Here is a 17,634-nt window from a genome sequence, read left to right as displayed (position 1 = left end):
CTGTATCTGAAAAAGGCCGGCGCGCATTCACGCATTCATGTGCGGCCTCGGGACGCAAAGTATAAAGCAATTCGAGGAAAATGACGTACGGTTTTGCGCCGGGAGTAGAGCCGAAATAACAAAGCCGGGCACTGGGCCCGGCTTTGTCGTCGATGAAAAGGTCCAGGGATCAGCTGTCCAGGAACGAGCGCAACTTGCGCGAACGGCTTGGATGCTTGAGCTTGCGCAGCGCCTTCGCTTCGATCTGCCGGATGCGTTCGCGGGTAACCGAGAACTGCTGGCCGACTTCTTCCAGCGTATGGTCGGTGTTCATGCCGATGCCGAAACGCATGCGCAGCACGCGCTCCTCGCGGGGCGTGAGCGAGGCGAGCACGCGCGTGGTCGTCTCGCGCAGATTCGCCTGAATGGCCGCATCGATCGGCAACAACGCATTCTTGTCCTCGATGAAATCCCCGAGATGCGAATCTTCCTCGTCGCCGACCGGCGTTTCGAGCGAGATCGGCTCCTTGGCGATCTTCAGGACCTTGCGCACCTTCTCGAGCGGCATTGCGAGCTTTTCCGCCAGTTCCTCGGGCGTCGGCTCGCGGCCGATCTCGTGCAGCATCTGGCGCGAGGTGCGGACGATCTTGTTGATCGTCTCGATCATGTGCACCGGAATGCGGATCGTGCGGGCCTGGTCGGCGATCGAACGGGTGATCGCCTGCCGGATCCACCATGTGGCATAGGTCGAGAACTTGTAGCCGCGGCGATACTCGAACTTGTCGACCGCCTTCATGAGACCGATGTTGCCTTCCTGGATCAGATCGAGGAACTGCAGACCGCGGTTCGTGTACTTCTTGGCAATCGAGATCACCAGACGAAGGTTGGCCTCGACCATCTCCTTCTTGGCGATACGCGCTTCACGCTCGCCCTTCTGCACCATGGATACGATGCGGCGAAACTCGGCGATGGAAATGCCGGTCTCCGTCGCAAGGTTCTGGATCTCCTGGCGGATGTCGCGGATCGTCTGGTTCTCGGCCCTGGCAAACTCCTTCCAGCCTTTGCCGGCGAGATTGCTGATCGACTTCATCCAGTTCGGATCGAGCTCGGCGCCGGAATACTGCTCCAGGAACGCCTCACGCTTGACGCCATAGGATTCGGCCAGGCGCAGGAGGCGGCCCTCGTTCTGCGTCAGGCGCTTGGAGATGTCGTAGAGCTGCTCAACCAGGGCGTCGATGCGGTTCTGGTTGAGCGACAGCGACTTCACGGCCTTGATCAGCTCGTCCTTCAGCTCCTTGTAGCGGCGCTCCTGCGCCGGCGACAGAGTGCCGGTCGCGGCAAGGCGCGCTTCCACCTGCTGGTCCTGCAGCTTGCGGAGCTTCTTGTAGGTTTCGGCGATGACGTCGAGCGTCTCCATCACCTGCGGGCGCAGTTCCGCTTCCATCGCGGCGAGCGAGAGGTTCGACTCGTCGTCGTCCTCCTCCTCTTCCTCGGGTGCCTGGCCTTCGCCGCCGACATTGGTGATGTCGTCGTCGTTCGCCGCAGTTCGGGTCCTGCGGACCTTTTCCTTCTCTTCCGCCGCCTTGCGGTCGGCTTCGATCTTTTCCGGGCTCTGGAACTGCGGTGCAGCCTTTGCCTCGGGGCCGGAATAGGTCGTCTCGAGATCGATGATCTCGCGCAGCAGCGTCTGGCCCTCGTTCAACTCGTCGCGCCAGATGATCAACGCCTGGAAGGTAAGCGGGCTCTCACAGAGCCCGGCAATCATCGTTTCGCGGCCGGCCTCGATACGCTTGGCGATGGCGATTTCGCCTTCGCGCGAGAGAAGCTCCACGGAGCCCATCTCGCGCAGATACATGCGCACCGGATCGTCGGTGCGATCGGTCGGCTCCTTCTTCTTGCTGGCTGCAAGTGCGGTGCCGCTAGCAGGCGCGAGTTCGCCGCCTTCGCTTTCGCCCTCGTCGGCGCCGTCATCGTCGTCGCTGGCGGCAGCCTCCTCGGCTTCCTCGTCCTCGATGACGTTGATGCCCATGTCGGAAAGCATGGACATCGTATCTTCGATCTGCTCGGAAGTCACTTCTTCGGAGGGCAGAACGGAGTTGAGCTCGTCCATGGTCACATAGCCGCGCTTCTTGGCGGCCTTGATCATCTTCTTGACAGCATCGTCGGAAAGATCGAGAAGCGGACCGTCCGGTGCACCTTCACGTTCAACGTCGGCTTCTTCGTTTTCTTTGACTTTTGTTGCCATTTATTCGTCGCTTTCCTTGTCGCAACCGGCCGGCGCCCGGTAATCAATGCCACTCGGAGGTCCGGGCACGCCGCGTACCCGCCACCGATTATTTCCCCTGACGTAACGGGATGATATTTAATTCCTGATTAACCACGACAGCGATGAACGGGCAAGCTTCGACAAGTCCTGCCACTGAAACGTCCCTGGCATGATTTCCTATCCGCCGTACCATGTCGCCATTTCTGCTTGAAATGGTGATTCCCAGAATTTTTCATCCCGTCAAGCGTTTCCGGCGAAAAACCGCCTAAATCGGCAAAAAACGCTCATGGACGGGTTTTTGCGCTGTTTATCAGCTTTCGCTCAACATGTAGGAGCGCCCCAAAGAAAGACAAGGGTTGCACGGTTTTTCCGGAAGAATGCCCTGGCAATCGATCGCGGCTGCGGCTCCGTCTACCAGTCCATCACCACCTTGCCGGAATTGCCCGAGCGCATCGCCTCGAAGCCGTCGCGAAAATCGTCGATGCCGATACGGTGGGTGATTATCGGCGAGAGGTCGAGCCCGCCCTGGACGAAGGCGATCATCTTGTACCAGGTCTCGAACATTTCGCGACCGTAGATGCCCTTGAGGTTGAGCATCTTGAAGATGACCTTGTTCCAGTCGATCTCGAAGCCCGCCGGCGCAATGCCGAGGATCGCAATCTTGCCGCCATTGTTCATCTTGTCGATCATGTCGCGGAAAGCGGGCGCCGCGCCCGACATTTCCAGCCCCACATCGAAGCCCTCGGTCATGCCGATCACCCGCATGACGTCGGCAAGATTTTCCTTCGACGCGTCGACGACGTGGTCGATGCCGAGCTTGCGCGCGAGATCGAGACGAACGGGATTGATGTCGGTGATCACCACCTTGCGGGCACCGCAACGCTTGGCCACCATCGCCCCCATGATGCCGATCGGCCCGGCACCGGTGACCAGAACGTCCTCGCCGACGAGATCGAAGGAGAGCGCCGTATGCACGGCGTTGCCGAAGGGATCGAAGATTGCGGCGATCTCGTCCGGCACGTCGTCGGGGATCGACACGACATTATATTCGGGAAGGCAGACGAACTCGGCGAAGGATCCGGGGCGGTTGACGCCGACGCCGAGCGTGTTGCGGCAGAGATGCCCCCTGCCCGCGCGGCAATTGCGGCATTTGCCGCAGACGATGTGACCTTCTCCGGAAACCCGCTCGCCGACATGATGCTTGCTGACGGCCGGCCCGACCTCGACGACCTCGCCCATGAATTCGTGTCCGACGACCATCGGCACTGGGATCGTCTTCTCCGCCCATTGATCCCAGTTCCAGATGTGGACGTCGGTGCCGCAGATCGCCGATTTCCTGACGCGGATCAGGACGTCGTTCGGCCCGATTTCCGGCACCGGCACGCGCTCCATCCAGAGCCCTACCTCCGGCTTCGTCTTGACCAGTGCCTTCATCATGTTGGTCATCGCTCGATCCTGCCTGTGCCAATTAGATCACGCCCAGTTCGCGGCCCACCTCCTCGAAGACCGCGATGGCACGGCGGACATCCGCTTCGCTGTGCGCGGCGGACATCTGCGTGCGGATGCGGGCCTGCCCTTTCGGCACCACCGGGAAGGAGAAGCCGACGACGTAGACGCCCTTCTTCAGCATGCGCGCCGCCATCTCCTGTGCGAGCGCCGCATCCCCAAGCATGACCGGAATGATCGGATGGCCCTCGCCGGCAAGCGTGAAGCCGAGGCCGGACATCTCGCTCCGGAAGAGCGCCGCGTTTGCGTAAAGGCGGTTGCGCAGAGCGTCGCCGTTTTCGATCAGCTCGAAAACCTTGAGAGAAGCGGCGGCGATGACGGGCGCGAGCGTATTGGAAAACAGATAGGGCCGCGAGCGCTGGCGCAACCACTCGACGACATCGGCCTTCGCCGACGTATACCCGCCCGAAGCGCCGCCAAGCGCCTTGCCGAGCGTGCCGGTAATGATATCGACCCGTCCTTCGACGCCGCAATGTTCGGCGGAGCCGCGCCCATGCTTGCCGACGAAGCCGACCGCATGGCTGTCGTCCACCATGACCATTGCGCCGTATTTCTCGGCGAGATCGCAAACGCCCTGGAGATTGGCGATGATGCCGTCCATCGAGAAGACGCCGTCGGTGGCGATCATCTTGAAACGGCTGCCTTCCGCCTTCTTCAGCTCTTCTTCCAGTGCTGCCATGTCGTTGTTGGCATAACGGAAGCGCCTGGCCTTGGAGAGGCGCACGCCATCGATGATCGAGGCATGGTTCAGCGCGTCGGAGATGATCGCGTCGTCCTCGCCCAGCAGCGTCTCGAACAAACCGCCATTCGCGTCGAAACAGGAGGAATAGAGAATCGTGTCCTCCATGCCGAGGAAGGAGGATATGCGCGCTTCGAGCTCCTTGTGCTCCTCCTGCGTGCCGCAGATGAAACGCACCGAGGCCATGCCGTAGCCGTAACGGTCGAGCGCGCTCTTCGCGGCTTGCGCAAGCTCCTCGCTGTCGGCGAGGCCGAGATAGTTGTTGGCGCAGAAATTCAGGACACGCCCGCCGGAAGCGACTTCGATCTCGCCCGACTGCTTGGAGGTGATGACACGCTCGGACTTGTAGAGCCCGGCCTGCTTGAGGTCTTCGAGTTCCGAACGGAGATGGGAGAGGAAGGCCGTGGTCATGGCTGGGTGCTCGCGATCAAAGGACATCACCGTCTACTGCATGTTTCCTTTAATCGTATCCGATTAAAGGACACAGCAGATCAAAGTGCTACAGCGACCTTTGCGCGCCTGATAAGACGCGCGGCGCTGTAGAGGACTAACACGATGGCACCGCTCATGGAATTTGTTTCGACGCCACGTGCTGATGCCGATTCTCCTTCGCCCCGCTTGCGGGGAGAAGGTCGCGGCAGCGGGATGAGGGGCGGATGATCATTCGACATTAGCCCTCGAACGCCTCGATCACAGCGAGAAACGCTTCGCCATATCTCTCCCGCTTGCTCTCGCCGATGCCGGGAACGTCGAGCAGCTCCTCGAAATCGCGCGGACGCCGTTTGGCAAGCGCAATCAGGGTCGTATCCGGAAAGACGACATAAGGCGGCACGTCCATCTCGCGGGCGAGAGACAGGCGCTCGGACCGGAGCCGCTCGAACAGTTCGAGATCGGATCCCGCGAGGTCCGATCGTTCGCTGGCCGGCTTCGACCCGCGTGCGGTTTTGGCCTTGCCGGAACTCGGACGGTCCTTGCGGAAGAGCACCTGCCGTTCGCGGCGAAAGACGCTGCGGGCCTCAGGCTCGAGCTTCAACGCTCCGAAGGCGGCGTGGTCCACGGAGATCAGCCCTGCGGCGAGCAATTGCCGGAAGATCGACTGCCAGGTGCGCGCCGGCAGGTCCTTGCCGGCCCCGAAGACCGGCATGTCGACATGGCCGAAGCGCTCCGTCTTCTCGTTGACGCTGCCGGTAAGCACATCGATCAGATGGCCGGTTCCGAAGCGCTCTCCGGTGCGGTAGACGGCGGCAAGGGCCTTGATCGCCGCTTCCGTGCCGTCCCAGGTCTCGACCGGCTTCAGGCAGGTGTCGCAATGACCGCAGCCGCCCGGATGAGCCTCCCCGAAATGCGCGAGGATGGCCTGGCGCCGGCAGCCTGCCGTCTCGCAAATGGCAAGCAGCGAATTGAGTTTCGCCCGCTCGATGCGTTTGATTTCCTCGGGCGCTCCGCCCTCGTCGATCATCCGCCGGCGCTGGATGACATCCGCCATGCCATAGGCCATCCACACTTCAGAAGGCAGACCATCGCGACCCGCCCTCCCCGTCTCCTGGTAGTAGGCCTCGACCGAGCCCGGGAGATCGAGATGGGCGACGTAGCGCACATCCGGCTTGTCGATTCCCATGCCGAAAGCGACGGTTGCGACGAGGCACAGGTTTTCCTCCTTGAGGAATGCATCCTGATGCGCGTCGCGCGCCGCCCGCTCCATGCCGGCATGATAGGGAAGCGCACGGATGCCCTGTGCATCGAGCCATTCCGCCGTGTCCTCGACCTTCGCGCGCGACAGGCAATAGACGATGCCGCTTGCATCCTTGAAGCGCGACAGGAAGCGCAGCAATTGCTGGCGAGGCTGATCGCGTTCCACGATCTCATAGGCGATATTCGGGCGGTCGAAGCTGGAGGCGAAAACGCGCGCCCCGCCGAGTCCCAGCCGCTCGATCATATCGTCGCGCGTGTGGGGATCCGCGGTGGCGGTAAGCGCGATCCGCGGCACACCGGGAAAGCGCTCGGCGAGGCAGCCGAGGCCGCGATATTCCGGGCGGAAGTCATGTCCCCATTGCGATACGCAATGGGCCTCGTCGATCGCGAAAAGGGCGATATCGGCATCGGCGATCATTTCGGCGAAGCCATCGGTGACGGCGCGCTCCGGCGTCACGTAGAGGAGATCGAGTTCGTCTCTCGAAAGTGCGCGGCGGACCGCAATCGCCTCGTCCCGCGTCAATGAAGAGTTGAGTGCCGCGGCCCGGATGCCGAGCTGCTTCAGCGCTTCCACCTGATCGCGCATCAGGGCGATCAGCGGCGAAACGACGATGCCGACGCCCCGGCGGCAGAGCGCCGGGATCTGGAAGCAGAGCGATTTTCCCGCCCCCGTCGGAAAGAGCACGACGGCATCGCCACCGGCAACCACATGGTCGACGACCGCCTGCTGCTGGCCGCGGAAGGTGGAATAACCGTAGATACGCTTCAGGAGATCGAGGGGATTGCTGACGCCTTCCGTTTCGAACAGGCGGCCGGTGTTGTGGCTTTCGGGCATGGAATCGCTTTCATCGGGAGCACGCAGTATGGAGTCGAGGCTGATCGAAGGCAAACCCGCTCGGGCCGCTGCTCAACCTGCCCGTCGTGAGAGTATCGGCTACCGAGCCGCCGGCCCCTTGACGCGGCCGGAAAGCACGCCGAAGCCTTCGATGATCGCTTCGAGCTTGTCCATCCGGTGCAGCTCGAGCTGCACCTCCTCCATGGCGCGCACGAGCCGCTGACCCTGCTCCACGTCTTCGGAGGCCGTGGCTTCCGCGATCTCCCGCTCGAGCTCCCGCTTCTGCCAGAGCAGCGCCTTCGTCCGCCGATGAAGCGTCAGGGCCTGGAGATAACCTTCGCGCGCATCCTCCGGAGCCGCCGCCGCCGTTGCCGTCCAGAGCCGCGCATAGCGCACCTGCTGGTCCAGGGCGCCGATCAGCGCCGAGAAACCCTCCGCCTCGAGCTGCTCCATCAGGGTTTCCCGCGTCAGCCGCAATCCGTTGGCCGCCGCGGCGTTCAGAACCGCAGCCCAGCAGCGCTGCAGATCACGGTGGTCGAACTCGATCGTGGCGATCTCGTCATACTCGTCGAACAGCAATTGCGGATGATTGACGATCGTCAATGCAAGCACGCTCTCGCGAAGTACCGGCGGGCGAAGCGAGCCGCCGGCCTTCAGCATCTGATTGAGTTTGGAACTACCGGCGGTCCCAGCCTCCACGGCCGCGCCCATGACCGGATTGGGAGCCGGCGACCAGCCCCTGCCGCCCTGCCTGCCCGCCTGCCTCCCGCCCCGCTCGAACGGCCGCCTTTCGCCTCTGAACGGCGCGCTCCCCTGGAGAAACGCATTCAGGCGGTCGCGCATGTCCTGCCCATAGTGGCGGCGCACGCTCTCGTCGGCGATTACCGAGGTCACCTGCCGCAGCCGCGCTTCGAGTTCGGCGCGCTTTTCCGGCGTGTCGAAATCCCCGCCCTGCACCTCGCGCTGCCAGACCATGTCGGCCAGCGAGCGGGCATTGGCGAGCACCTTGTCGAAGGGCTCGCGTCCGTCATGGCGCACCACATCGTCCGGGTCCTTGCCCTCCGGCAACAGGGCAAAGCGCACGGACCGGCCCGGCTTCAAATGGGGCAGCGCGAGATCGACGGCCCGATGGGCGGCGCGGACACCGGCGCCGTCGCCGTCGAAGCAGAGCACCGGCTGGGTCGTCATCTTCCATAAGAGATCGAGCTGATTTTCGGTAAGCGCCGTACCGAGCGGCGCAACGGCATTTTCTATCCCCGCCTGATGAAGCGCGATCACGTCCATATAGCCTTCGACGGCAATGATCGTGCCTGCGCCATCGGCACCCTGCGAGGCCCGCCGGGCGCGGGCGAAATTGAAGAGCACATTGCCCTTGTGAAAGAGCTCGGTCTCGTTGGAGTTCAGATATTTGGCCGGGGCGTCCGGCGACATGGCGCGCCCGCCGAAGGCGATCACCTTTTCTCGCGCGGACGGGATCGGGAACATGATCCTGTCGCGGAAGCGGTCGTAGGAGACCGGAATGCCGTCGCCGTGCACGACGAGGCCGCAGGCTTCGATCTGCTCCTTGCCGATCCCCTTGCCGGCCAGAAACTCCTTCAGCGCATTGCGGCTGTCGGGTGCAAAACCGAGACGGAACGTCTCGATCGTGCGGCCGGTCAGTCCGCGCTCGCGCAGATAGGCGCGCGCCTTTGCCCCGTTCGCCGTCTGAAGCTGATCCTGAAAAAACTGCGTCGCCAGTTCCATGACGTCGAGCAGGCTCGTACGTTCGCGCTCGCGCTGCTCGGCCTGCGGATCCGGCTGCGGCATCGGGACGCCCGCCAGATCGGCGATCTGCTGCACGGCCTCCGGAAAACTCAGGCCCTCGAGCTCGGTCAGGAAGCGGAAATGATCGCCGGAAACGCCGCAGCCGAAGCAATGATAGCGGCCCTTGCGATCCTCGCAGTGGAAGCTCGGCGATTTCTCGCCGTGGAACGGGCAGCAGGCCCAATAATCGCCGCGCGAAACATTGGTCTTGCGTCGGTCCCAGGTGACGCGCTTGCCGATCACGTCCGAAATGGGGACGCGGTCGCGTATCTCATCGAGAAAGGACGGTGAAAAGCGCATGGTTACCTCTACTGCATGTCGCCCGAGCCCGTGCAGCGGCTTCGGGCAACGACATGCACGCAAACCTCCATATAAGCGGCATGGCCGAAGGAAGCCACAGGCAGCCTGCGCCTTGCCCGCTATTCACAGGCATGCGCTAAAGCCAAGGGGTAACGCTTGTCGGCCGGCGCGGCGCGGGTCGTTTGCCGTCAGCCGCCCAGGGAAGGCGCGCCCGCCGAAGCGGGCGCTGCGGCTTACTTCAGGAGGTCTTTGACCACCCCGGAGGCCTTGCCGAAGTCCATCTTGCCCGGATAGCGCTCTTTCAGGGCGTTCATGCACTTGCCCATGTCGCGCAGCCCGTGCGCACCGATTTCCGCGACGGTCTTGGCGCAGACTTCCTTGACCTTTTCCTCGGAAAGCTGCTCCGGCAGGAACTGGTTGATGATGGCGATTTCCTGCCGCTCCTGCTCGGCAAGCTCCGGCCGCCCGCCCTCGTCATAGACGCGGGCCGATTCCTCGCGCTGCTTGATCATCTTCGCAAGGATCTGCAGGATCTCGTCGTCGCCGACCGGGTCCTTGCCGTGGCCGCGATTGGCGATGTCGCGGTCCTTGATCGCGGCCTGGATGAGCCGGACGGTCGAGACGCGCCGGGTATCCTTGGCCTTGAGGGCTTCTTTCAGTGCATTGGCGAAATGCTCGCGCATGTCTTAACTCCATGTCGAAACCGACCCCAGGGCTTTATCTGCGGGGCCGGTTCGATGCGTTCTTTTGTCATCGTCTTAAACCAGTGCGGCAGGTACAATCAAACGTCTTTGGCAACCGATTGAATTATAAGGCATTTTATTTCCATACAATTCACAGCGGCTGGTTGACCTTGCCAGAGCCTTTGGCTATTTTCCGGCACCTGCACGTACATCGGCATGAACTTTCTCCCGCGGGGTTTCCGCGCGCCATGCCGCATGCGATCTGAAATGGCCCTGAACCGACCGGCTTTCAAGCCTCGCTTTCGGCCACAACGGGATAGAGACGATGACCGCGACACCCGCATGGACAATCCAGAAACCCACTGCCCTGCTCGTTCTGGCCGACGGCACGGTGATCGAAGGCAAGGGCATCGGCGCGACCGGGACGGTTCAGGCCGAGGTCTGTTTCAACACGGCGTTGACCGGTTACCAGGAAATCCTGACCGACCCCTCCTATCTCGGGCAGATCGTCACGTTCACCTTTCCGCATATCGGCAATATCGGCGCCAATGACGAGGACATCGAGGATCTGACGCCTGCCGCCCGCCACGGTGCCGTCGGCGTCATCTTCAAGGCCGACATCACCGAGCCTTCCAACTACCGCGCAGCCAAGCACCTCGACGCCTGGCTGAAGGCGCGCGGCATCATCGGGCTCTGCGGCATCGACACCCGGGCGCTGACGGCCTGGATCCGCGAAAACGGCATGCCTAACGCCGTCATCGCCCACGACCCGGCAGGCGTCTTCGACGTCGAGGCGCTGAAAGCCGAGGCAAAGGCCTGGAGCGGCCTCGAGGGCCTCGATCTCGCCAAGGTCGCCACTTCCGGCCAGTCCTACCGCTGGAACGAGAAGCCCTGGGTCTGGAACGAGGGCTACTCGACGCTGGGCGAGACCGACGCCGCTTATCACGTCGTGGCTCTCGACTACGGCGTCAAGCGCAACATCCTCCGCCTCTTCGCCGGCCTGAACTGCCGTGTCACCGTCGTCCCCGCCCAGACGAGCGCCGAGGAAGTCCTGGCGCTCAAGCCGGACGGCATCTTCCTGTCGAACGGCCCGGGCGACCCGGCCGCGACGGGCGAATATGCCGTGCCGGTCATCCAGGACCTTCTCAAGACGGATATCCCGGTCTTCGGCATATGCCTCGGCCACCAGATGCTGGCACTGGCGCTCGGTGCCAGGACCGAGAAGATGCACCAGGGACACCACGGCGCCAACCACCCGGTCAAGGACCACACCACCGGCAAGGTCGAGATCGTTTCGATGAACCACGGCTTCGCGGTCGATGCGAACTCGCTTCCGCAAGGTGTTGAACAGACTCACATCTCGCTCTTCGACGGCACCAATTGCGGCTTGCGCGTCGACGGCAGACCGGTCTTCTCCGTCCAGCATCACCCGGAAGCATCGCCAGGCCCGCAGGACAGCCATTATCTCTTCCGCCGCTTCCTGAATCTCATTCGCGAGAAGAAAGGCGAACCGGCACTCGCCGAGCGCTGAGTTGTTCTCAAGGCCCGCCTCGTGCGGGCCTTCCTGCATCAGCCGTCGACGAGACGCTCGGCGATGAAATCGACCGTTGCCCGCACGGAGGGAAGCTGCCCGCGCCGGTGCGGCATCAAGATCGTCGTCATCACCTTGCCGGCGGTCCACTCGGGAAGAATGCGGATAAGCGTGCCGCTTTCGATCTCCTGCTGACAAAGCTTGCCGGGCAAGGTGGTGATGCCGAGACCCGCGAGAGCTGCTTCTCGCAGGACGCGGGATTCGTCGGCCACGAAACGCGGCCTCGGCGAGACCGACACGGTCGACCCATCGGCGCGCTCCATCACCCAGCCTTCGGACGCCAGCGACGTGAGCAGTCCATCATGATGATCGAGATCCTCCGGGCGTTCGGGAGTGCCGTTCCCTTGCAAATAGAGCGGTGAGGCGACGATCAGCTTAGCCTGGAATCCGATGCGGCGCTGGACGAGGCCGGAATCCGGCAGCGGTGCGAAATGGTCTCGCACGGCAAGATCGAAGCCTTCCTGGATGACATCGACGAAGCGGTCCGTCGCATGCAGCGTCACGCGCAGCTTCGGATAGGCAAGTGCGAGCTGCGGCAAGAGCGGCGCCAGCGACAGCTGCGCGGTCGGCACCGAAGCCGTGATCCTCACCGTGCCGCTCGGTTCGGCAAGTCTGCCCCTGACGACATTCTCCGCCGCTTCCGCCTCGATCATCATCGCCGCCGCGTGGCGGTAAAAATCCTTGCCGGATTCGGTCACCGCGAAATGACGCGACGTGCGGTTGATCAACCGCACGCCGAGATCCTTTTCGAGTTCGGCCACGCGCTTGCTGAGCGTCGATTTCGGCAGGTTCAACGCGCGCGCGGCGGGCGCGAACCCCCCGTGGTCCACGACGTGAACGAAGAACGTGAAGTCGTTGAGATTGGCCATGGCTTTCCATCATCCACAAACATGGACGATAGGTCCACACAGAGCCATCTAGCACAAGTTCGTCCACAAGTGCATCTATTCATCATCATTGTTGAACCGAAAGGAAACGGACATGGGCAACTATCAGGGAAAGAAGGCGATCGTCATCGGCGGGACCCACGGCATGGGCCTGGCGACCGTGAGACGGCTTGTAGAGGGCGGCGCCGAGGTACTGCTCACGGGCCGCAACGAGAGCAACATCGCCCGCATCAGGGAGGAGTTCGGCCCGCGCGTGCATGCACTGCGCTCGGACATCGCCGATCTCAACGAAATCGCCGTGCTCGGTGCGGCCGCCGGTCAGACGCTCGGAGCGATCGATCTCCTGCACATCAATGCCGGCGTCTCGGAACTGGAGCCCTTCGATCAGGTGAGCGAGGCTTCCTATGACCGCCAGTTTGCCGTCAACACCAAGGGCGCCTTCTTCACCGTGCAGCGGCTGACGCCTCTGATCCGCGAAGGCGGATCGATCGTCTTCACCTCCTCCGTCGCCGACGAGGGCGGCCATCCGGGCATGAGCGTCTACAGCGCAAGCAAGGCGGCACTCGTCTCCTTCGCATCCGTGCTCGCCGCCGAGCTTCTGCCGCGCGGTATCCGGGTCAACAGCGTCAGCCCCGGCTTCATCGATACGCCGACCAAGGGCGTCGCCGGCATCACCGAAGCCGAGCGCGCCGAGTTCAAGACGCTCGGCGACAACATCACGCCGATGAAGCGCAACGGCACCGCGGATGAAGTGGCGCGCGCCGTGCTCTTCCTCGCCTTCGAGGCGACCTTCACGACCGGGGCGAAACTCGCCGTGGACGGCGGTCTCGGCCAGAAGCTCTCGACCGGCGCCTGAATGATTTCGAGAAAGGTACAATCAATGAGCAGCATTTCAATTCTCGGCTTGGGCGCCATGGGTACGGCACTTGCACGAACGCTTCTCAAGAACGGCCATACCGTCACAGTCTGGAACCGGACGCGATCGCGCGCCGAGCCGCTTGCCGGCGCCGGTGCGAAGATCGCGGAAAGCCCGGCCGAAGCAATTGCGGCGAGCGAGCTCACCATCCTCTGCCTCGTCGATTACCCCGCCGCACGTGCGGTCCTGGAACAGGCGCAGGAGGCGCTTGCCGGCCGTGACCTCCTCAACCTGACGAACGGCACGCCGGGTGACGCCAGGGAACTCGGCACGTGGCTGGCGGCAAGGGGAGCGATCTATCTCGACGGGGGGATCATGGCGATCCCGCCGATGATCGGCGGGGCCGGCGCCCTGATCCTTTACAGCGGCTCGCGTGCGCTATTCGATAGGCACAGTTTAGCCCTCGAAGCCCTTGCCGAAAGCCGTCACCTCGGTGAGGACGAGGGTTTGGCTTCGCTCTACGACATAGCGCTGCTATCAGGCATGTACGGGCTCTTCTCGGGCTTCCTGCATGCGAGCGCGCTGGTGACCAGCGCCGGAGGCAAGGCCGTCGACTTCCTGCCGCTGCTCCTGCCCTGGATCGAGGCGATGAGCGGTACCCTGCCCGACCTCGCCGGCAAGATCGACAGCGGCATGCACGGCCGCGATGTCGTCTCCAACATCGCCATGCAGAAGATCGCGCTCGAGAACATCGTTAGGGCAAGCGAAGAACAGGGCGTCGCCCCCGATTTCATGCGACCCATGTTGCGGCTGGCGGGCGACCGCGTCGACAGTGGCGGCCACGGCGACGACATCTCCGCCGTCGTCGAAGTGATCCGGAAGCGAAAATGATTCTGTTTCAATGGGGTAGGACTGCTGCTTGAATCGGACTGGCAGATCGCTGAATCAAGCTCTGAACATGAAGAAGCCCGCCGGTGACGGCGGGCTTCTTCATGTCGGTCTGCAGGAGAATTATCTGCAGGCGGCGCAGAAGCGCTGGATGCGGCGGCAAGCCTCCTCCAGCAGCGCCTCGGAAGTCGCGTAGGAGATGCGGAAGTTCGGGCCGAGGCCGAAGGCCGAGCCGTGGACCACAGCCACGCCTTCGGTCTCCAAAAGCTCGGAGACGAAATCCTCATCCGTTTCGATCACCTTGCCCGAAGGCGCGGTCTTGCCGATCAGGCCGGCGCAGGACGGATAGACGTAGAAGGCGCCCTCCGGCGTCGGGCAGGAAATGCCCTTGGCCTGGTTCAGCATCGAGACGACGAGATCGCGGCGGCCCTGGAAGATCTCCTTGTTGCGCCCGATGAAGTCCTGCGGACCGTTGAGCGCCTCGACGGCCGCCCACTGCGCGATCGAGGCGGCGCCCGAAGTCTGCTGGCCCTGGATCATGTCCATCGCCTTGATGAGATGAAGCGGCCCGGCCGCGTAGCCGATGCGCCAGCCGGTCATCGCATAGGCCTTGGAGACGCCGTTCATCGTCAGCGTGCGCTCGTAGAGGCCGGGCTCCACTTCGACCGGGGTCGCGAACCTGAAGTCGCCATAGGTCAGGTGCTCGTACATGTCGTCCGTCAGGACCCAGACATGCGGATGCTTCATGAGAACGTCCGTGAGCGCCTTGAGCTCCTCATGCGAATAGGCCGCACCCGAGGGGTTGGACGGCGAGTTGAAGACGAACCACTTGGTCTTCGGCGTGATCGCGCGGTCGAGATCCTCGGCCTTGAGCTTGAAATTGTTTTCCTGCCTGGTCGGGACGAAGACGGGTGTGCCGCCGCACAGCGCCACCATTTCCGGATAGGAGACCCAGTACGGTGCCGGAATCACCACTTCGTCGCCCGGGTTGAGCGTCGCCATGAAGGCGTTGAAGAGAATCTGCTTTCCGCCGGTGCCGACGATCGTCTGCGCCGCGGTGTAGTCGAGATTGTTCTCGCGCTTGAATTTCTTCGCGATGGCTTCGCGCAGTTCCGGAATGCCGGAGACCGGCGTGTACTTCGTCTCGCCGCGATCGATCGCGTCGATCGCGGCCTTCTTGATGTTGTCAGGCGTGTCGAAGTCCGGCTCCCCTGCGCCGAGGCCGATGACATCGCGGCCTTTCGCTTTCAACTCGCGGGCTTTCTGCGAAACAGCGATGGTGGCGGAAGGCTTTACACGGGAAAGGGCATCGGCAAGGAAGGCCATGGTGTGTTTCCTGATCGTTTCGAGACGGCGTGAGACGCTAGGGAACGGAAAACCAGGGTTCCATAGCGGTTAGGTCTATGTCGAAAGACGCCCGGTCTTGCAAGCGCTTCAGGCGAAAAACGGCGGCAAGGCAGCGCAAAATGCGTCACCATGACAAAGTTTCATAGGTGCGATCAAAGCGATCGATCGAAACCGGATGACCTCATGCGGCCGAGCGGCTGCCGACGCACACCGGTCGACGCGCCTCCGCCCGGACACTCCGGCGCTTTTTTCGCGGCCGAGCGTGCCTTTTTTTCGCCACAACAACTGTCTCAGCGCGCCGCAATTCCGTCCCGCAAGAGCCGATTTCCAAGCGCCAATTCGCGATGCGGATGCATCGGCATCTTGGGGGTATGCTATGTTTCTCGATGATGAAGTCGCCGCCTCGCGCACCCGCCGCAACGAGGCACGCTGGGGGTTCTATATCGCGCTCGCCGCACTTGCGGCCTGCATCGTGATGGTCCTCGGATTGATGACGCAGGTGACTACGCAAGCCGACATCGGGCAGCAGCCCGCGACGGCTCACGTCCAGTCCGAGGCCGGGCGCCATGGCTGACAACGATAACGGGTCGCAGCCGAGCGCCGACCTCTTCGCACGACTGTCGGCGATCCAGACGGTCGTCGTGGCGATTGTCGCCCTTTTCGCCCTTGCCGGCCTGATGCTCGTCGGTAAAGGCTTCTACATGAAGGCCAAGGACGAGGTCGCGCAGTACCTGCTCCAGAGAAACGAAGCACGACATCCTCCCGCGACGGAACGCGAACCCCAGCCGACGCGCCTCGAGGCGATCCGAGAAGCGCCGGGACCGCTCACCACAGGGTCGGTGCGATAAAGCCGTTTTGATCCGATTTGACTTGAAGGCCGGTGCGTGCCGCTCCAGTTTGTGCGTTGCTCGCGCGTTCGGACCTCCGAGACGGCACGATGCATTTTCGCAGACGGACGGACCGGAGGAATGCGATGCGGCACACGCGCTGGAATGCTGGCGGCTCAAGGGACATAGCAACAGTATTTCCATTCCCGATGGCGGCTGCAGTCTCGCTCTTTCTCGCCTTCGCCTCGTCCCCTGCCGCCGCGCAGGAGACGCGGGAATTTCCCACGCAGACAGGAACCGTCCTCGTCGAGACGCTTGCCTCCGGACTGGAGCATCCCTGGGCGGTCGAAGCCATGCCCGACGGGGCGCTGATCGTCACCGAACGACCGGGCCGGCTGCGCATCCTGCGCGACGGCAAGCTGTCGGCTGCGATCAAGGGGGTGCCCACAGCGGCCGCACACGGCCAGGGCGGCCTTCTGGACGTCGCCCTCGATCGGCAATTCGCAACGAACAGGACACTCTATCTCACTCTCTCCGTCCGCGGTGATGGCGGCTACGGCACCGTCCTCGTGCGGGCGGCTCTTTCGCAGGACGAGCAGAGCCTGACGGAAGTGAAGGAGATCTTCCGGATGAACAAGTTCACCCGGAAGGGGCAGCACTTCGGGTCGCGCATCGCCATCGACAAGGACGGCAGCCTGTTCTTCGGCATCGGCGATCGCGGCGAAGGCGAACGCGCCCAGGACTCCCGCGACCACGCCGGCTCGATCCTCCACATCAACGCCGACGGCAGCATTCCCGCCTCCAATCCCTATCGCGGCGGCACCGGCGGGCTGGCGGAAATCTGGTCCATAGGGCACCGCAACCCCCAAGGAATCACCTTCGACCCCGAAGGCGGCAAGCTCTTGACCGTCGAGCACGGCGCGCGCGGCGGCGACGAGGTGAACAATCCGCAGCCGGGCAAAAATTACGGCTGGCCGGTGATCACCTTCGGCAAGGATTACTCCGGAGTCGAGATCGGCGAAGGCACCGCGAAGGAAGGTCTTGAGCAGCCGCTCTTCTATTGGGACCCATCGATTGCGCCCGGCGCGATCGCCGTGTACCGCGGCAGCATGTTTCCGGAGTGGAACGGCGACCTTTTGATCGCTGCACTGAAGTACCAGTTGCTTGCCCGCCTGGACCGCGACGAGACCGGCGCCGTCACCAACGAGGAACGGTTGTTCGACGGAGAATTCGGCCGCATCCGCGACGTCATCGTCGCTTCCGACGGGGCTCTGATCATGGTCACCGACGAGGAGGACGGCGCAGTGCTCAGGGTCTCCAAAGCTCCGACGCAATGAGCCCGCTGGGGAACGGCTGTCGGGCCTGACGGCAACACGGAGCGGCTTGCCCGCAAAAATCGCAACTGATAGAGCGAGGTCGCAATCACCTGAGCAAC

General features: G+C 63.1%; 14 protein-coding genes. 6 read left to right on the top strand and 8 right to left on the bottom strand.

The genetic code is table 11. The features are described from left to right. Positions 1-169: 169 nt before the first annotated feature. From rpoD to JOH52_RS11670, 6 genes are all read right to left on the bottom strand, one after another. Positions 170-2,224 (bottom strand): RNA polymerase sigma factor RpoD, encoded by a 2,055-nt coding sequence (gene rpoD / locus JOH52_RS11695; RefSeq protein WP_003532953.1) that lies wholly within the window; start codon positions 2,222-2,224, stop codon positions 170-172. A 432-nt stretch (positions 2,225-2,656) separates the two neighbouring features. After that, on the bottom strand, positions 2,657-3,691 hold the full coding sequence (tdh, locus tag JOH52_RS11690) for an L-threonine 3-dehydrogenase (RefSeq protein ID WP_013844736.1): 1,035 nt from the start codon (positions 3,689-3,691) through the stop codon (positions 2,657-2,659). 22 nt (positions 3,692-3,713) lie between these two features. After that, positions 3,714-4,901, bottom strand: a complete 1,188-nt coding sequence (locus tag JOH52_RS11685; RefSeq protein WP_010969853.1) for a glycine C-acetyltransferase — start codon at positions 4,899-4,901, stop codon at positions 3,714-3,716. Between the two features lie 259 nt (positions 4,902-5,160). Then, entirely contained in the window at positions 5,161-7,071 is a 1,911-nt protein-coding gene (gene recQ / locus JOH52_RS11680; protein ID WP_010969854.1) for a DNA helicase RecQ, read from the bottom strand. A 45-nt stretch (positions 7,072-7,116) separates the two neighbouring features. After that, the gene (dnaG, locus tag JOH52_RS11675; RefSeq protein ID WP_010969855.1) at positions 7,117-9,120 is read right to left on the bottom strand and encodes a DNA primase; all 2,004 of its coding nucleotides are present in this window, start codon (positions 9,118-9,120) and stop codon (positions 7,117-7,119) included. A 233-nt stretch (positions 9,121-9,353) separates the two neighbouring features. Beyond that, on the bottom strand, positions 9,354-9,803 hold the full coding sequence (locus JOH52_RS11670) for a GatB/YqeY domain-containing protein (RefSeq protein ID WP_003532937.1): 450 nt from the start codon (positions 9,801-9,803) through the stop codon (positions 9,354-9,356). A 325-nt stretch (positions 9,804-10,128) separates the two neighbouring features. Between JOH52_RS11670 and carA the strand changes: the two genes are divergently transcribed. Beyond that, entirely contained in the window at positions 10,129-11,334 is a 1,206-nt protein-coding gene (gene carA, locus JOH52_RS11665; RefSeq protein WP_010969856.1) for a glutamine-hydrolyzing carbamoyl-phosphate synthase small subunit, read from the top strand. A gap of 38 nt (positions 11,335-11,372) precedes the next feature. Here the strand turns inward: carA and JOH52_RS11660 are convergent, their stop codons facing one another. Beyond that, positions 11,373-12,263: a LysR substrate-binding domain-containing protein gene (locus JOH52_RS11660; RefSeq protein ID WP_003532933.1), complete on the bottom strand. Its 891-nt coding sequence runs from the start codon at positions 12,261-12,263 to the stop codon at positions 11,373-11,375. Positions 12,264-12,375: 112 nt separating this feature from the next. Here JOH52_RS11660 and JOH52_RS11655 point away from each other — a divergent pair, with 112 nt between their 5' ends. Both JOH52_RS11655 and JOH52_RS11650 read left to right on the top strand, forming a co-directional pair. Next, positions 12,376-13,137 carry an SDR family oxidoreductase gene (locus JOH52_RS11655; RefSeq protein WP_014529157.1) on the top strand — a complete coding sequence of 254 codons (762 nt, stop codon included), beginning with the start codon at positions 12,376-12,378 and terminating at the stop codon, positions 13,135-13,137. Positions 13,138-13,161: 24 nt separating this feature from the next. Next, positions 13,162-14,028 (top strand): NAD(P)-dependent oxidoreductase, encoded by an 867-nt coding sequence (locus tag JOH52_RS11650; protein ID WP_013844739.1) that lies wholly within the window; start codon positions 13,162-13,164, stop codon positions 14,026-14,028. A 120-nt stretch (positions 14,029-14,148) separates the two neighbouring features. Here JOH52_RS11650 and JOH52_RS11645 read toward each other — a convergent pair whose 3' ends face one another. Next, positions 14,149-15,351, bottom strand: coding sequence for a pyridoxal phosphate-dependent aminotransferase (locus JOH52_RS11645; protein WP_010969860.1), 1,203 nt, complete (start codon positions 15,349-15,351; stop codon positions 14,149-14,151). A 397-nt stretch (positions 15,352-15,748) separates the two neighbouring features. On the opposite strand from JOH52_RS11645, the gene JOH52_RS11640 reads away from it, so the two are divergent. The 3 genes from JOH52_RS11640 to JOH52_RS11630 all read left to right on the top strand — a co-directional run bounded on the left by JOH52_RS11640 (position 15,749) and on the right by JOH52_RS11630 (position 17,536). Beyond that, positions 15,749-15,946 (top strand): hypothetical protein, encoded by a 198-nt coding sequence (locus JOH52_RS11640; RefSeq protein ID WP_003532924.1) that lies wholly within the window; start codon positions 15,749-15,751, stop codon positions 15,944-15,946. Next, complete coding sequence (locus JOH52_RS11635; RefSeq protein WP_003532922.1) at positions 15,939-16,220, top strand: hypothetical protein; 282 nt, start codon at positions 15,939-15,941, stop codon at positions 16,218-16,220. Before JOH52_RS11640 ends, JOH52_RS11635 begins: the two co-directional genes overlap by 8 nt. 125 nt (positions 16,221-16,345) lie before the next feature. Next, entirely contained in the window at positions 16,346-17,536 is a 1,191-nt protein-coding gene (locus JOH52_RS11630; RefSeq protein WP_010969862.1) for a PQQ-dependent sugar dehydrogenase, read from the top strand. Positions 17,537-17,634 lie beyond the last annotated feature (98 nt).

This window comes from Sinorhizobium meliloti (assembly GCF_017876815.1).
Lineage (GTDB): Bacteria > Pseudomonadota > Alphaproteobacteria > Rhizobiales > Rhizobiaceae > Sinorhizobium > Sinorhizobium meliloti.
Note: the sequence above shows the minus strand (reverse complement) of the source record. Positions and strands in the feature narration are given on the sequence as shown.